Below are 15514 nucleotides of genomic sequence, written 5' to 3' on the forward strand. Positions count from 1 at the left end.
CCCTGTTCTACCTCCTTTTTCCGGCTGCAACGTCATTCGCGGTTTTAAATATTTCCTGAACAAACTCCGGAGTCAGGGTATCACTGTACGAAGCGCTGTAAGTGATATACATGTGTGTTCCCGAACCATTTTTTTCCAGTTCGATGACGATATGTGCCGGCGGGTTACGTTTTCCCATATCCGCCCCCATTTTATAATAACTTCCCGGCGTCACTTCCCATTCCCAGCCCCGGCTTTCTTCTGCAATAGCCGTGGCGGCCCATTGATCACTTTCTTTACCTGACTGACGCAGAGCACGGATTTTGGTATTCACATCCTCAAAACCATAATAACGGCGCAGACGGGCTGCGGCTGTATCAATATCAACAGGGATAACCACGTCATACTCCCGTTGTTCCCGTTTCTGCATACCACCATTCATGGTATGACTGACCTGATGCCCCAGGTCACTGATTTTCTGATTCCATTCTGCGATTTCCTGTGCAGAGCATCCGGTCAAAAGCCATAAAGAAAAGCATAAGGTAAGCAATCCGCTTTTTTTCATTGCAGCTCCTTATTATTAAATAATTAACCCAATATAAATAACATTCGTTATTTTTTTAAAGACGGTAAAAATGACGCACGTTTTCTTCCTGAAATGATATCCGGATCAATTTCACCTAAATAACGGGAAGCCTGTTGATAAGTTTCACTGTTTAAATCAAGGTTATGACGGGTGAGCTCATATTTCCGGTAGTTTACGGCCATCCCTGTCACATGACGAACCTGATAGCCCGCTAATTTAAGGACCTTGTCACGTTGCTGACGGGAAATAAAACCATAATGCTCTCCCTGCAATACACGCAAAGCAAGTTGATCAACCCCGACGAGTAACCAGACACATTTATAACCAACAGGAGATTTACTGAATATCGCCAGGTCAACAGGAGATGTTGATGAGATATCCGAAATAACCGCAACCGCAGGTAACTGAACTAATTGTTGTTCAACCTCTGAAAGTAATTTCTGAATAGTCCGAGTCCCTTGCTCCAGTGCCTGCTCAAGCTGATACAGCCACATTTCTGCATATAAGTATCCCTTCTTTGCATCATCAGTAATATGACCCGCCCGGGAAATAAACATCGGAAGACTGGGGATCATCCATTTACGCTTTTTTTCGTCACCGTCATTCTGAGAGTTGGGTACAACCCGCCCTTCCCATAGCCGGATTGCATAACTGGTATGGAGTTTCAGTGTTAATGTTGACTTTAAAGGGCCAGCCTGAAGTAACTGTTGAGAATGTTTATTTTGTTCCATAACAATACCCTTGCTTTGAGAAATTGACATACCGTACAAATGTCAACCCCCTATGCCAACGATAAATTCAAATTGAAAAAAATAATTTATTATAAAAACGTAGCGTTACTCGTCATCCTACTGAAATGCAGGTTAACCTTTGAGCATTGTTTCCACCGGAAACATCAGTAAATAGTTAAGGGTCTTCCTCTGTTGTAAGGGGAGTAGTACAGTACCTAATTGATTTATAAACACCATACAATGCATTTATGGTGTCTTATTTTAAATAAGAGGAAATTCTTCATGAGTGTGCCACAAACAAAAGCTGAGCTGCTTTTAGCTATTGATAAAAGTTTTAGTAAATTAATTAGTTACCTCAACGCAATCCCGCCAGAAATGACTTCAGATAACTCAATGGATGGACACGCCAAAGGAACGAAGATAAGTGTTCATGACCTTGTTTCATATCTGCTTGGATGGAATGCTCTTGTTGTAAAGTGGATCACTTTTGATGCTAAAGGTCTGCCTGTCGATTTTCCGGAAACTGGCTATAAATGGAATCAACTTAGTCTTCTTGCTCAAAAATTTTACTCAGATTACAGTGAGTTAAGTTATGAATTGTTAGTAGCTGAACTTCAGGCTGTAAAAAATGAAGTTGTGAAACTTATTGATGAGCGTACCGATGATATTTTGTATGGAAGACTATGGTACACAAAATGGACGATGGGGAGAATGATCTCATTTAACACATCTTCGCCTTACGCCAACGCTAATGGAAGATTAAGAAAGTGGGCAAAAAACAATAAGATCAGTTTAAAGTAAATATCAGAGTGAAATTATATGTACGAAAATATCTCTATGCCCATATCGTTAACCAGACTGCTCCATAGCTTGTTAAATTCTTTACTCTCGATGATGCAGATTTCGTTACGGAAAGCGAAATATCGCGTTCCGGACCTTCCTACCCGGATAAGAAAAACCCAATTTTTAAACACTGTTTCCAGTGGAAACACCGGTTAAGTTTTGAGCACTGTTTCCAGTGGAAACACCGGTTAAGTTTTGAGCACTGTTTCCAGTGGAAACACGGGTGATTTATTGAATACGCCTTCATTGCTCATTGGATATCCCTATGAGCGTACGGCGAAAACGCTGAAGGTACTGACGTGCAATATCAGGGGCACCCATCCCCCCCTGAGACGCCTTACTTCTCTCCGTTCTCTCCGGTTTGGTTTGCGTGTGCTGTGATACATCCGGAGTACCTGACATTTTCTGTAAAGACGCACTTTTCATCCCCGTTTCTGCTGGGGAAACGGAGTGATATCGCCCTTCACGGGCTGCCTTTAATAGCTGCAAGGCATACCCCACCGGATTACGTACACTTCCTGTCCTCACCCCCTGTGTCAGTTGCTGCACAATCGATATTGCGGCTTCTTCCGGCAACGCCTGTAACTGTTTTTCCAGCATCTGCCGATCATTCTCATCAATCCACTGATGCAGCCCCTGCACCTGAGTACCCGATAAATATTGCTCTCCCTGATCTACGTACGTATTTTTTACACTCTGTGTAAAAGTATTACGTACGTAACAGTTCGATTTTCGTACCCCTGAATCAGACTGGGTTTGTGTACTCAGTTCGATTTTCGTACCCGGTTTTTTTTCATCATTTTTTTCCCTGAGTTCGATTTTCAAATCCGGTGTTTTACACTGGGCTCGATTTTTTTTATGTTTACCCGGATGAAGTTGTGCCGTCTGCCCATTGAGTATCCGGCGTTGCCTGTCTGCCAGCGCTTCCGGTGTCTGAAGACTTTCAAGCCGCTGCTCAATGAGTTGCATTCTGGTATGCTGATGTCGCATTGACGGCTCGGTTTTCAGGGCAGTCAGCGCAGCGCGGGCCACGCACCGCACACTCTTATTTTTGTGATAACAACTTTTTTCCAGTACATCCATCCAGCGTGGATCTAATGTCTCTGCATCAAATGCATTCACCGGCTCATCATGTAACATATAGATATTTCCTCTGATACGCCCCCGTTTATCCCTGACCCGATGGCATAAACTGAGCCAGCCCGTCAGCCTCAGCATTAACAGTGCCCTGCTGACCGTTTCCCGCGAGGCTTTATCGCTGTGGGGTGTGGCTAACTGGAGTTGTAAGTCATCATAGGTCGGAAATACGGCCCCCTCATTTTGCTGAGCATGAAGGCGGATCATCATCCAGGTCAGTTTATCAACCGGGGAAAGTCGGGATTCCAGCAATAATTGCCGGGGGATTGCATCATGAACATTGCCGGCGTAAATCAATCCACTGCGCAGTGCCGTGCCGGGCTGGCTGTGTTGCCGGTGATGCAGTTGCTGCCGCATTTTTTCTAATGAAAACTGAATAATACTGTCCGGAGGAAATTGCATCTTATGCCCCACACAAAAATAATTTCATGCCTGAATACACTTATAGCTGCCTCCTCCGGTGAAAATACCGCACCGTAAAGAGGCAGTCTCAATATACTGAGGATCATGATGTTGAATATTCTGCCCTTACCGGCTAATCATCTTGTTATAACGTTCATGGCTCATCAGCTTCCAGCTTTGCCCCTGGTCCATACTGAGCAGACGCCAGAATGCACCAATATCAATTTTCAATACCGGGTAAACACCGCCCTTTTTTCCACCGCATTTCACTTTTTTACAAAGTCGTTCTCCCGAAAAATAACGTAGCAATAACCCGTTTGCCTTCCGCTGAATATGCTCCGGAACAGGCGTGACACATTCCGGAAATATCCGGGCGGATTGATGATGACTGATATTCCTGTTATCCGGCATGATATTTCCCCCTGTCAGCTGAATTCAGTATGCCGTCCCGGTGCCATTCCTGAACCGAATTCCATACCGTGGTCAGAGAGACATTCATTTTTTCGGCACAGGACACCATGATCTGAAGACAATCCGGATCATCCGGCTCCGGCATGCCCTCCTCTTTCCAGCGATACCATAATTCCGTTTGCTGCACATCTGACAGCCGCTGTGAACGGCCAGCATTTCCCCGGATCCCGGACAAACGCCGACGGGCTGACACCTCCAGTGACGTCATGCCAAAATACTGATTCAGCAAATCGATGGATGCCCCCAGTCTCAGACAGCGTTCAATCATCTGATTTTGACGGTGAACTTCTTTTGCCCGGGTCAGTAATAACCGTAAATTCTCCCGGTGGATCTGGCAGGTAATAATGGAGACCGGACTTTGAGAAAGATAATGCAGATCTTCAATGGTTAAACTGTTCAGTAACCGGATCTCATTGTCCGTCAGTCCCAGCGCCTCACAACGCCGCAGATTTCCGCTTTTTATTTCCATCACCAGTTCTGTCAGCAGATGATTCCCTGCCTGTGCTAATTGAGTCGCCATTACAGCCTCCTGTATTATTGAAAGCCTGCCAGAGTGTAAGTATCCACTGTAACACGTAATTCCGGTGCCATAACTCACGGGCTTTATTTGAAAGCAATACTTCTGCCCCTGCTTTTTGTCTCATGGTGCGCATATATTTTCGCCACGCCCGGCGCCGGCTCTGATAATACCGGGACCATATAAATCCCAGTAATTCCGCAGACAATTCAGCCTGCCGGCCTTTACCGGTAAAACACACCTCAATATAAGGTTCTCCGGCGGTCCCGGTTTTCCGCAGTGCATAACGGCAACGGCAAATTTCCGCACTGAACAACACCAACCGCCACCAGTCCGCATCCTGATTTTCCGGTGGACGGACAGAAAACCGGAAAACCTTATCATGCTCATATTTCCGGCTCCCGGCCCGGAATAACCGGCAGATATCCATCAGGCGCTGTATCACTTCCTGCTCATAACCGGTCTTTGCCCGCCCCCGGTTCAGGGGCAGATAACACGCCAGCGCCTCCGGCGATAAGGCGGTGCTTTTATTCCCATTCCTCTTCATCATTCACATCCGGATCAACATCTCTTTGTTTGGCATACAAACAACGCAACAAGTACATCAGTTTCATCCATGTCATAAACTGGGTATCATTCAATACCGGCGACATACCGGGCTGATATCCCCCCGTCAGCAGGGCTCTGAGGGCATCCGGAATATCATCATGGGACTCATCAGGTTCTGAGAAAACCGTCATCACACGCCCCAGCACCGAATGTGCTGACAACGTAATAAATCCCGGAGAATGCACCCCGGAAGCCGCCATAAAGGCGGAAGATAAATCCAGCTCATTCCCTAATTCAAACAAAGTACGGTAAATTTGCGTCTGAAGATGTTCAATATCATCCAGATGTGATGCCACCGGCCAGAGATCCTGACACGTCAGTGCCGTCACCGCATGACCGGAGACGGGCGCCTCCACCGGTGTGACATGCTCCGGGTTATTCGTGACAAACAGACTTCCGCCATCGACAGGCTCAATATCCGCCTCGTCGGTATCCCCGCTCAGCACAGGTGCCCCGCCGTATAAATCCGTCTGGATCTCCACAACCGGACGGGATTTTTTCTTTTCAACGACAGGAGATACTGAAGCCTCCTGACCTGAACCAGAAGATAGGGGCTCCGTTAACAAATCCTCTGCCGAAAAACCGGAGGTCATACCGGTAGGTACGGTTTCTGAATGCGCGGTTGTTGTATCACCCTCACTCTCCACCGGCGCAGGCAATTCCGGCTTTGTGCTGCGTCTGCCTTTATTGACCTTCAATTCAAATACCCAACGTTCATAATCCACACCGGCAACAGAACACTCCCTCAGTAGCCGGCCAATCAGTTCATCCAGAAACACGTCATAATCAAAAACATCATGGTTATCTATTTCTGTGCATGTCCTTTCAAAACATCCCAGAAAATCACAGGCTGGATCCGGCCCGTCATACTGAAAAAGAAACGAATCCGCTACCCGTTTTAATGTCGAACGCACGGACAATAATTGCTCAATTTGGGGTCTTCCCAGCCCGTTTTCCAGTAAACGGGGCATATAAGGTAATAAAACAGAAACAGTATCTTCCATCTTACTGATGTGTGAAATGCTGACAGGTAATCCGTCCGCCGTCATGCGCTGAGCGAATGCCCGGAGTGATAATTTTTTCCCCAGCGTTTCCTCATACAGAGAACGCGCCACACAAATCCCTTGTGCTTTTTCCAGAAACGTTAACTCCCCTCTGACTTCATTCTCCGCCAGATGGCCAATCAAACACTGCAAACGCCCCGGCCAGGGTTTAAATAACACATGAAGGCGGAAGAAACGCTCATCCTGTGTCTCCTGCCACAACTCAGAGAGGATCTGATAGCGCGTATTTCCGCCGTCACTGAAGATATAAAACTCACTCCCCGGTGCTTTGGTGACTTTAGGGACACTGTCCAGTCCGCGTGCCCGAATGGAACTCTTGATTTCCTCATAACGCGGGTTTCTGCCCTGACGTGGGTTATCCGGATTTGGCTGAAGTTGCTCAAGTGTTAATATCATCGGCATTTCAGACACCGGATTGACGTGGGCATTATCGGATAACGGGGAACTGACAGGATTTCCTCTGAGAAGCGCCTGACTGAGTTTATGCTGTAAATCTGTTTTCATTCTTCGCCTCTCCCTTAAAAATAATATCCCTGAGGAAAATCACTGAACCGGGTATACATCCCGTTAAACTGCACTTTCACCGTCCCCAGCGGTCCCTGTCGTTGCTTACCGATGATAATTTCTGCCACACCTTTGTCCGGTGAGTGTTCGTGATACACCTCATCGCGGTACAAAAATAAAATCAAATCCGCATCCTGTTCCAGCGAGCCGGAATCCCGTAAATCCCCGTTTGTCGGGCGCTTATCTGCACGTTGCTCCAGTTGCCGGTTTAGCTGGGAAAGGGCCACCACCGGACACCCGAGTTCTTTCGCCAGTGCTTTCAGACTACGGGAAATTTCACTGATTTCCTGCGTCCGGTTTTCCTGTTCAGGACTGCGCATCAGTTGAAGGTAATCCACAATAATCAGTCCCGGCGTACCCACTTTACGGCGGTAACGCCGTGCCCGGGCACGTAACAGGGAAGGTGTCATATTACTGGTATCATCAATCACCAGACGCTCCCCCCATTCGGCAATCTGTGACATGGCACCACCAAGACACTCCCAGTCATTTTCTTCCAGAGACGCACTGCGGATAGCCGTCAGTGAGACATTGCCCAAATCACTGAGTAAGCGCTGCATGATTTGTTCCGCCGGCATTTCCAGACTGAAAAAAAAGACCGGTTTTTCTGCCAGACGCAGGGCATTCTGTGCAACGGTCAGCGCCAGTGCCGTTTTCCCCATCGATGGCCGTGCGCCCAGTAACACCAAATCGCCTGCCTGCAAACCACAGGTTTTTTCATCCAGCTCACTGAACCCCGTTGGCGTACCGGTTATCCCTTTTGCACTTAATGCCTCCTCCAGATGCTGAACAACATTATTTAAAATATCGAGCAACGACGGGGAATAAGCGGGCAGCCCTTTTTCTGACAGCTGAAACAGCCGCTGTTCAGCCTGCTCACATAACGCCGGTATATTTGCCTGAGCCGCCACACTCTGGGTGGCCAGCAGATTCCCGAGCATCATCAGACCACGGGCACGGCTGCGATCCACGACAATCTCCGCATAGCGGACAATATTGGCCGCACTGGGGGTGTTTTTGGATAATTCCGCCAGATAAGCAAAGCCCCCCACCCGCTCAAGCACGCCGTCTTTTTCCAGTACATCACTGAGGGTGATTAAATCTATCGGGCTGTTTATCTGACACAGGGCGGCCATTTTCTTCCAGATTTCCTGATGCGCTCTGGAACAAAAATCCTCCGCCTGTAATAACGGCGCCACTTCATCCCAGCGGTCATTATCCAGCATCAGCCCGCCCAGCACGCTCTGCTCCGCCTCCGGTGAGTACAGAGTTTCAGGTAATACAGCAGAAGAAGACTTTTTATGCATTGAAAAGCCCTCCGTTAATCCGAAATGCCCTGTTCCCACCGTGTAAATAAATTATTTTTTTTGGAATATGAATTGTTGGTGTCGGACGAACAGTCGTCAGAGATAAGCTCCCTGTGACTGCCCGACTATTTTCGGACCGGTAAGTTTGGCGACCCCGGTCTGAACGTACAGGCAGCCTATTTTTATCCATAACACACCTAAAGGAACATTTATGAATACAAACTATCAACTGCCGTCCGACATTGATTACATTGGCATTTTTGACAACAACACCGATACGGGCGAAGCCCGTTTTGACTTGTATGTCAAAACCTTCCGGAGTATGACCATGAAAATGACTGAAGAAAGCAATTCCCGCCAGAGTCTGTTCCGCCTGCAATGGCTGGGTGACTGGCTGGCTGAAATGTATGGCTGGAAAATGCTGAATCCCGATATCACTCCCCTGAATGCTATTCACAGCTATCTTATTCTTCGCGATAACCTGCCGGCAGCTCAGGTGGCAGGCATGACAACAGAACAGATACATCTGGCGCTGACTGAAGAGTGGGGCACATTCAAAGCTCGTAGAGGGGCAAAAGACTTTTTGCGCAGAGTCGAAAAACGCCCGGACTCTCTTGACGATCCTTTCCGGGAAATACATTAATTCTGATCGGGCTGGCAGTATCTGCTGCCAGTCCACGGTTAGACTGAACGGGAAAAAACAGGAGAATACCTTGATATTCATGGACGCACCTCCCGTTTCAGCACATCATCAAAACGGGTTTTCCATTCCGGAAACAGCTCTGAAACAAGATGATGCATAATGACTGCGGCTGCCGGTGTTTTACGCTGAGTCCGGTATTCCAGACGATGCACCGGTTGTCCCTGTGCATGACCATTTTTAAATATTTCCAGTTTGGGAACAGCGGTTTTCAGTAACGAAAGAGAAATCGACTCCGCAAAGGGGTACGCTTTTTGGTCAATAATCTGAGTTAATTCAGTCAGTGTTGCACGATCTAACACCGTATCTTCAACACAATTAGCAAGAATACGTATTGCCGGCAGGGGAATTCCGTAAGCCGTCAGCGGCACCAGCCCGCCGATTAATCCCAGTGTTCCCCGTAAAAATTCACGCGTATCCGGCAAAATAGGTTTGATTATCCCGACAGCATAATCGGTGGCAGCTAACAAAATGGTTTCCAGCATCACCGAAGCCGCGCCTTTTGAATCAATGATAATAACATCGTAAGAAGCGAATAACGGATGTTGCAGAATATTACGCAGACGCATTCTGCCGTCAGGTGCATGCAATATAGCCGCAGGGAGACGATCATGCGGATCGTTAGAAATGATGATATCCAGATTAGGGATAACGGAGCGTGATATGATGGTATCCGGCCGGGAAAGATCGGTCAGTTGCATTAACAACTCAAACAAGCCGTTTGGTGCTTCATATTCAAGTTTAAACAGACTGCTGGCTGTCGGCTGGGAATGATCGCCGTCGATCAACAGGGTTTTTAACCCTGCATCAGCACAAAAACCCGCAATATTGCTGGCTTTGGTTGACTTTCCGGCTCCGCCTTTTGTTGATATAATTGGAACAATTCTGGTCATTTTCTCACTCAGCATACTCTGGGTGAGAAGTCAAAAAAAATAATTACATTAGTGAATTACATCAAGCTTTTTAACTAGGGGATTGAAAATCCCCGTGTCCTTGGTTCGATTCCGAGTCCGGGCACCATATTTTATTTGTTCGTCAGTGAGTTAAGTCACTGAGAGGGCAAAAAAGAGTTGAAAAATAATATAATTTGGCACAGTCACTTTATGTTAAAACTCTTAAACTAAACAGTCTTGCTCATATCAAGGCTGTTTTTTTATTTGTCACTTTTACTTTCTTTCCTAATTGCTGTCAAATCTAGATACTCCTCCTGTTATTCTTATCACATCAATTCCGCTTCAAGTATATCTCGCAAGTTATCAACACTTTCATCAATGTATTCTAATATCGATGTAATACTGGCATGCCCTAATAGCCTTTTCACAACATGCAGATTACGCTCTGGTGATTGCATCATAAGATAAAAATAGCGACATATTCCTCTACCAACTCCCTGAAGCACCCCCACCACCACTCGAACCACCGCCGCCACCGCTAGAAGAACTAGAAGAGCTGGATGAACTTGATGAACTTGATGAATAAGACGAACTCGAATAACCACCAGAGCCTGAATAACCACTACGTCTACGAATACGTTTTGAATATGGCAGTTGATTAAACGGTGAACCAAACGGACTAGCGACACAAATCGCTTTCCATTCTTTTCGTTGTTGCCGATAAATTGGAAATAACAGGTTGATAATACCAAATAAAACCACTAATACGATAAAATTACATAATAATGACAATATGACTATTATCACTAAAACAAAATTATCAATAATACCATCAAGAAAGACTTGTGTATAAAACATCGCCGCCGCAAAACAGAGTGTCATGGGGAAAAATAACGTTGAAAATGTAGGAAAATAGTACGAATATTGCAGATAATTTTTCAACTGTTTACGTTGCTTTATACTTAACTTACCTTTTTGGTCTGCTGGATTTTTCTTTTTTCTTCCTCTAGGCGCTAATAATTGATTAATTTTGGTTTTTATTTTTCGCGTCGAGAATATCAACTGAAACCAATAAACACCGCCTAATATTACCAAATAAATTAGGATAAAATGTGTGTGGAATATTTTAAGTGTATTAGTATTTATCTGTGAGTTAGTGAAACTTATTGGTTCATGATTAACGGCTTGAATAGCATTTTTAACCCCTTGTTCGATGCCTGCATAATAATTATTTGAACGAAAAAATGGCAACATTTCATTGCGAATAATTCGTCCTGCCAGTACATCAGTTAATGCTCCCTCATAGCCATACCCGACTTCAAAACGAACATTACGATCATTAATTGCCACCACGAGCAATAATCCATTATCTTTCCCTTTTCTGCCTATCTTCCATTGATTAAAAACACGAAAAGCAAAGGATTCGATGGTTTCTTTCCCTGTCGTTGGAACGATATAGACAACAAATTGTGATCCATCATTACGACTATTTTCGAAGTTAACCAATAAAGTATTTAACGCTTTGAATTGTTGTGCAGTCAATAAATTTGCACTATCAATCACTCTATCTGTTTTTAGTTGAGGAATATCATTCGCTGATGCACTCACTATCACGCTAAAGCTAAATAAGAACAATGAGAATAAGAATAAAACCTTACGTATCATGAGGCAAAGTCCACCACTGGTGTTACTTTTATTTCCTGTTCACTCTCAACAGTGAAATTGACTTTTTTATCATATCCCATAACGATAGCTATGAAGTTATAAGGAAACTGTCTAATCTGAGTATTATAATGACGAACTGCCTCGATATATCGCCCTCTAGCAACAGAGATACGATTTTCGGCTCCCTCTAATTGCACCATTAGATCTTGATATAATGTGTTAGCTTTCAAGTCAGGATATCTTTCTGAAATAGCTAAAAGACGTGATAAAGATTTTCCCAAATCATCCTGTGCTTTTTGATAACTGGTAGCAAGTGTAGAATTTTCAAATAAACGCGTATTGACATTAATTTGTCCAACAGACGCTCTTGCCTTTACAACATCTTGTAATACTTGGCTTTCATAATTTGAGTACCCTTTAACTGTATTGACTAGATTAGGGATCAAATCTAAACGACGTTGATATTGATTTAATAATTCTGATGCCGCCGCAGTAACTAACTCGTCATTCTTCTGGATTTTATTATAAGAATTAATCAATACAACAAAAATAATGATAAGAAGCAAAACCAAACCAACGACTAACTTACGCATAAAATATCCTTTTATTGGTGAGCTTTTAGTTCTATGACAGCAATAAATTTATCATTTTTATCAACTAAAAAAAATCATTTAATATTATTACCCATTTTTTATTATGGTTACTATTTTTAGTCGATCTTTTCTTCAGTATTTTTCAACAATACTCCTATCTTCTTAATGAAATAGAATATTCACTCAATATATTTATTTTTTGCACAACAAAATAATTATTACCTTAAGATAAGGTATTGCCATCAGAGTAAAATCACTTTTATCTTTTTTAAAGAATGATCTGATTTTCTAATACAGAAGAATTAATACTATCTCATTGCTATCTCAGTCATTTATCTTAACTACCAATGAACATAAAAATAAATTAAGATAGACAAAATGTGTTCTCAACCACATGTTTTTGCAACCATTTAACATAGTATTATTAGTATTAACCTAAAAGAGACACGCTCATCTCGTTAATTTAAGAGAACGCTTTATGAACCTTTTTTTCCAAAATAGCTTAGCCTTTCCTAGCATTATCTTTAGTGCCTTACTTATTATTATCCTCTTTTATTGGCTATGTGCTGCTTTTGGACTATTAGATATCGATTTATTTAATATCGATAGCGAATTAGATGTCGATGCGACGGGCCTTGCGGGTTGGCTAACTAAATTAGGGCTTGCCGGCATTCCGGTAACCATTATATTAACCTTCTTCACTTTGTTCGGCTGGTTTATTAGTTACTTTTGCGTACATTGGTTTATTCGTTTTATTGAAACAGATTTATTGCGTTATGTTATCGGCTTTATTGCTTTTATTATCATCAGCTTTGTTTCTCTTAATTTAACAGCGCTATGCTTAAAACCAATCCGCAATAAGCTCATTTCTCGTAGCAAACCTAAATCAGTTCACCAACTAGTAGGAAAATTTGCTGTAGTACGCTCCGAATATGTCACAGAAAATAAAGGTGAAGCCCTATTAGAAGATGGTGGTGCCGGTTTAATTTTACAGATCAGAGCGCCAGCAACAGAAAATATTAAACGAGGGGATAGCGTAATTATTATTAGTTATGACGCGCCTACTCATAGTTATCAAGTCGTAACGGAAGATGAATTTCACCGCTAATGATAAATTCGGTGAAAGGAAAATAAGTTAACAGACACATTAAGATTAAAAATGACGACATCGTCTGAACCTATGGAGAAAAATGTATGGATTTGGCTTTCGTTATGCCTTTCTTAACAATTATTGGCTGTGTGATCTTAGTTATTTTAGGACTCTTTGGTTTATTCAAAGCGTTTTATATTAAGGTTCCACAAGGTACAGCATTAATTGTTAACGACATGACATCACAACCTAAAGTTCATTTTACTGGGGCTTTAGTTTATCCGGTTATCTACAAAAAAGAGTTTATGCGTATTTCGCTTTTAACCTTAGAAGTCGATCGCCGTGGTAAAGATGGATTAATTTGCCAAGATAATTTACGTGCAGATATTACTGTCGCCTTCTACCTGCGTGTTAATGAAACGACGGAAGATGTATTAAAAGTCGCTAAAGCGATTGGTGTAGATAGAGCATCAGATCATCAAGCCGTGAGTACATTATTTAGTGCTAAATTCTCTGAAGCCTTAAAAACCGTCGGCAAACAATTTGAGTTATCGAAATTATTTGAAGATAGACAAAATTTCCGTGATCGTATTGTTGATGTGATTGGTAAAGATCTCAATGGTTATGCGTTAGAAGATGTGGCCATCGACTATTTAGAGCAAACACCTAAATCAGCCCTTGATCCAAATAATATTTTTGATTCAGAAGGTATTCGCAAAATTACCGAAATTACTGCAATACATAATATCGAAACGAATCAAAAAGAGCGTGACCAAGAGTTAGCGATTCAAAAGAAAAATGTTGAAACTCGCGAAGCAAGTCTGGCTTTAGAGCGCCAACAAGCAGATGCAGAAGCTCGCCAACAGCGTGAAATTGATAATATCCGTGCCCGTGAAAGTTCAGAAACCTTACGAGTACAAGAAGAAGAGCGTCTAAAAGCAGAGCAAGCTCGTATTCAAACTCAGCAAGAAATTGAAATACGAGAAGAAAACCGTATGCGTGAAGTCGAAGTCGCGCAACAAAACCGCACCAGAGCGGTAGCTATCGAGCAAGAGCGTGTTAATCGTGCCCGTGAATTAGAAATTGTCGCTCGTGAGCGAGAAGTTGAACTACAACGTATTGAAAAAGAAAAAGCGTTAGAAGAAGAGCGCAAAAATATTTCAAATGTGATCCGCGAGCGTGTTGCTGTTGAAAAAACGGTCGCACAAGAAGAAGAGCGAATTAAAGAAGTACGTGAAGTCTCAGAAGCTGAGCGTATGCGCCAAGTGACGGTGATTAATGCGCAAGCTGAAGCCGAAGAATCTTTAGTACGCCAAGTGAAAAAAGCCGAAGCGGATGAATCAAGTGCAAAACATAAAGCTGAAGAAATCAGCACCATGGCAAAAGCAGAATTAGAAGCCTCTGTGAAACAAGCTGAAGCGAAAAAACGCTTAGCTGAAGGGATCGAAGCTGAACACGCAGCATTAGGCCTTGCCGAAGCACGTGTTCGTCAAGCAACTGCCGAAGCAGAAGAAAAAGAAGGTTTAGTACAAGCCAATATCACAGCGGAACAGCTGTTGGCACAAGCGCGTGGCTTGAAAGAAAAAGGCTTAAGCGAAGCGCAAGTCATGGAAGCAAAAGCACAAGCGCAACAACAACAAGGTTTTGCTGAAGCGAAAATTCTTGAAGAGAAATTAGCAGCTCAAGCTCGCGGTGAAGAGCAACAAGCGAATGCTAAAGAAAAACTGGGTCTTGCTGATGCGAAAATTCTTGAAGAAAAACTGGCCGCTCAAGCGCGTGGTGAGGGTCAATTAGGTTCAGCACAAGCAGAAGTGATCCGCCAACGTCTGAAAGCAGAAGCTGACGGTTTAACAGATAAATTCAAGTCAATGGATCACCTCAGTGATACTGCTCGTGCTCATGAAGAGTTCCGTATGCGCCTTGAAAAACAATTTGAACAAGCCATGGCTTCTATTGAAGCAAATAAAGAGATTGCTCGTGAGCAAGCGGATGTATTAGCAGCAGCACTGAGCAAAACGAATATTGAAATTGTCGGTGGTGATGGCAACTTCTTTAATACCTTCTCTAAAGCACTGAGCTTAGGTAAAGCGGTTGATGGTTTTATGGATAAAAGTAGCTTTGCCAAAGAGAACGTTGAGAAATTGATTAATCGTACTCAGCAAGATAAAAAATTAGATGTTGCTTCACTGCTAAAAAATCCAGAAGTTCAAGAATTAATTAATGGATTTATGGCGACTAAAGGTGCGGGTCAACTGATCAAAGAAGTCACAGCAAAATCAGACACCCCAAAAGAAGATTAATATCGCTCTAAAAGGAGAGGAAAAGACATAGATAAATTCTCTATGTCTTTTCGATTGTTTCTA

15 protein-coding genes are annotated in these 15514 nt (G+C 43.4%); 4 read left to right on the forward strand and 11 right to left on the reverse strand.

The window, feature by feature from the left end; all coding sequences use genetic code 11:
- Positions 1-7: 7 nt before the first annotated feature.
- Together PMI_RS12965 and PMI_RS12970 are read right to left on the reverse strand one after the other, a co-directional pair.
- Positions 8-544 carry a hypothetical protein gene (locus PMI_RS12965; protein ID WP_012368445.1) on the reverse strand — a complete coding sequence of 179 codons (537 nt, stop codon included), beginning with the start codon at positions 542-544 and terminating at the stop codon, positions 8-10.
- Between the two features lie 47 nt (positions 545-591).
- The gene (locus tag PMI_RS12970; protein WP_000437242.1) at positions 592-1296 is read right to left on the reverse strand and encodes a PFL_4669 family integrating conjugative element protein; all 705 of its coding nucleotides are present in this window, start codon (positions 1294-1296) and stop codon (positions 592-594) included.
- 282 nt (positions 1297-1578) lie between these two features.
- Here PMI_RS12970 and PMI_RS12975 point away from each other — a divergent pair, with 282 nt between their 5' ends.
- A complete protein-coding gene (locus tag PMI_RS12975; protein WP_000115888.1) occupies positions 1579-2097 on the forward strand; it encodes a ClbS/DfsB family four-helix bundle protein in 519 nt (172 codons plus the stop codon).
- A gap of 285 nt (positions 2098-2382) precedes the next feature.
- On the opposite strand, the gene PMI_RS12980 is transcribed toward PMI_RS12975, so the two are convergent.
- From PMI_RS12980 to dnaB-PI, 5 genes are all read right to left on the reverse strand, one after another.
- The gene (locus PMI_RS12980; RefSeq protein ID WP_004239736.1) at positions 2383-3678 is read right to left on the reverse strand and encodes an STY4528 family pathogenicity island replication protein; all 1296 of its coding nucleotides are present in this window, start codon (positions 3676-3678) and stop codon (positions 2383-2385) included.
- A 126-nt stretch (positions 3679-3804) separates the two neighbouring features.
- Complete coding sequence (locus PMI_RS12985; RefSeq protein ID WP_004239737.1) at positions 3805-4089, reverse strand: ParE family toxin-like protein; 285 nt, start codon at positions 4087-4089, stop codon at positions 3805-3807.
- Positions 4079-4669, reverse strand: a complete 591-nt coding sequence (locus PMI_RS12990) for a DUF2857 domain-containing protein (protein ID WP_000235333.1) — start codon at positions 4667-4669, stop codon at positions 4079-4081. Before PMI_RS12990 ends, PMI_RS12985 begins: the two co-directional genes overlap by 11 nt.
- A 524-nt stretch (positions 4670-5193) precedes the next feature.
- A complete protein-coding gene (locus tag PMI_RS13000; protein ID WP_000845359.1) occupies positions 5194-6843 on the reverse strand; it encodes a ParB family protein in 1650 nt (549 codons plus the stop codon).
- 14 nt (positions 6844-6857) lie between these two features.
- On the reverse strand, positions 6858-8210 hold the full coding sequence (gene dnaB-PI / locus PMI_RS13005) for an SPI-7-type island replicative DNA helicase (protein ID WP_000549132.1): 1353 nt from the start codon (positions 8208-8210) through the stop codon (positions 6858-6860).
- Positions 8211-8421: 211 nt separating this feature from the next.
- Here dnaB-PI and PMI_RS13010 point away from each other — a divergent pair, with 211 nt between their 5' ends.
- The gene (locus PMI_RS13010) at positions 8422-8853 is read left to right on the forward strand and encodes a hypothetical protein (protein ID WP_001095747.1); all 432 of its coding nucleotides are present in this window, start codon (positions 8422-8424) and stop codon (positions 8851-8853) included.
- Between the two features lie 77 nt (positions 8854-8930).
- On the opposite strand, the gene PMI_RS13015 is transcribed toward PMI_RS13010, so the two are convergent.
- The 4 genes from PMI_RS13015 to PMI_RS13030 form a co-directional block, all read right to left on the reverse strand.
- A complete protein-coding gene (locus tag PMI_RS13015; protein ID WP_000196965.1) occupies positions 8931-9803 on the reverse strand; it encodes a ParA family protein in 873 nt (290 codons plus the stop codon).
- A 326-nt stretch (positions 9804-10129) separates the two neighbouring features.
- Positions 10130-10309: an integrase gene (locus PMI_RS13020; RefSeq protein ID WP_223293375.1), complete on the reverse strand. Its 180-nt coding sequence runs from the start codon at positions 10307-10309 to the stop codon at positions 10130-10132.
- Positions 10290-11468, reverse strand: coding sequence for a TPM domain-containing protein (locus PMI_RS13025; RefSeq protein WP_004250160.1), 1179 nt, complete (start codon positions 11466-11468; stop codon positions 10290-10292). The genes PMI_RS13020 and PMI_RS13025 overlap by 20 nt, the downstream gene beginning before the upstream one ends.
- Entirely contained in the window at positions 11465-12061 is a 597-nt protein-coding gene (locus tag PMI_RS13030) for a LemA family protein (RefSeq protein WP_004245783.1), read from the reverse strand. The genes PMI_RS13025 and PMI_RS13030 overlap by 4 nt, the downstream gene beginning before the upstream one ends.
- 478 nt (positions 12062-12539) lie before the next feature.
- Here PMI_RS13030 and PMI_RS13035 point away from each other — a divergent pair, with 478 nt between their 5' ends.
- On the forward strand, positions 12540-13169 hold the full coding sequence (locus PMI_RS13035) for an OB-fold-containig protein (protein ID WP_012368448.1): 630 nt from the start codon (positions 12540-12542) through the stop codon (positions 13167-13169).
- 86 nt (positions 13170-13255) lie between these two features.
- Complete coding sequence (locus PMI_RS13040) at positions 13256-15451, forward strand: hypothetical protein (RefSeq protein WP_004245785.1); 2196 nt, start codon at positions 13256-13258, stop codon at positions 15449-15451.
- Positions 15452-15514: the final 63 nt, after the last annotated feature.

It is taken from the genome of Proteus mirabilis HI4320 (assembly GCF_000069965.1).
Lineage (GTDB): Bacteria > Pseudomonadota > Gammaproteobacteria > Enterobacterales > Enterobacteriaceae > Proteus > Proteus mirabilis.

What these genes read in the sequence shown, in the direction of transcription:
- PMI_RS12965 (WP_012368445.1), bottom strand. Translation starts at nt 544, where the DNA reads ATGAAAAAAAGCGGATTGCTTACCTTATGCTTTTCTTTATGGCTTTTG.
- PMI_RS12970 (WP_000437242.1), bottom strand. Translation starts at nt 1,296, where the DNA reads ATGGAACAAAATAAACATTCTCAACAGTTACTTCAGGCTGGCCCTTTA.
- PMI_RS12975 (WP_000115888.1), top strand. Translation starts at nt 1,579, where the DNA reads ATGAGTGTGCCACAAACAAAAGCTGAGCTGCTTTTAGCTATTGATAAA.
- PMI_RS12980 (WP_004239736.1), bottom strand. Translation starts at nt 3,678, where the DNA reads ATGCAATTTCCTCCGGACAGTATTATTCAGTTTTCATTAGAAAAAATG.
- PMI_RS12985 (WP_004239737.1), bottom strand. Translation starts at nt 4,089, where the DNA reads ATGCCGGATAACAGGAATATCAGTCATCATCAATCCGCCCGGATATTT.
- PMI_RS12990 (WP_000235333.1), bottom strand. Translation starts at nt 4,669, where the DNA reads ATGGCGACTCAATTAGCACAGGCAGGGAATCATCTGCTGACAGAACTG.
- PMI_RS13000 (WP_000845359.1), bottom strand. Translation starts at nt 6,843, where the DNA reads ATGAAAACAGATTTACAGCATAAACTCAGTCAGGCGCTTCTCAGAGGA.
- dnaB-PI (WP_000549132.1), bottom strand. Translation starts at nt 8,210, where the DNA reads ATGCATAAAAAGTCTTCTTCTGCTGTATTACCTGAAACTCTGTACTCA.
- PMI_RS13010 (WP_001095747.1), top strand. Translation starts at nt 8,422, where the DNA reads ATGAATACAAACTATCAACTGCCGTCCGACATTGATTACATTGGCATT.
- PMI_RS13015 (WP_000196965.1), bottom strand. Translation starts at nt 9,803, where the DNA reads ATGACCAGAATTGTTCCAATTATATCAACAAAAGGCGGAGCCGGAAAG.
- PMI_RS13025 (WP_004250160.1), bottom strand. Translation starts at nt 11,468, where the DNA reads ATGATACGTAAGGTTTTATTCTTATTCTCATTGTTCTTATTTAGCTTT.
- PMI_RS13030 (WP_004245783.1), bottom strand. Translation starts at nt 12,061, where the DNA reads ATGCGTAAGTTAGTCGTTGGTTTGGTTTTGCTTCTTATCATTATTTTT.
- PMI_RS13035 (WP_012368448.1), top strand. Translation starts at nt 12,540, where the DNA reads ATGAACCTTTTTTTCCAAAATAGCTTAGCCTTTCCTAGCATTATCTTT.
- PMI_RS13040 (WP_004245785.1), top strand. Translation starts at nt 13,256, where the DNA reads ATGGATTTGGCTTTCGTTATGCCTTTCTTAACAATTATTGGCTGTGTG.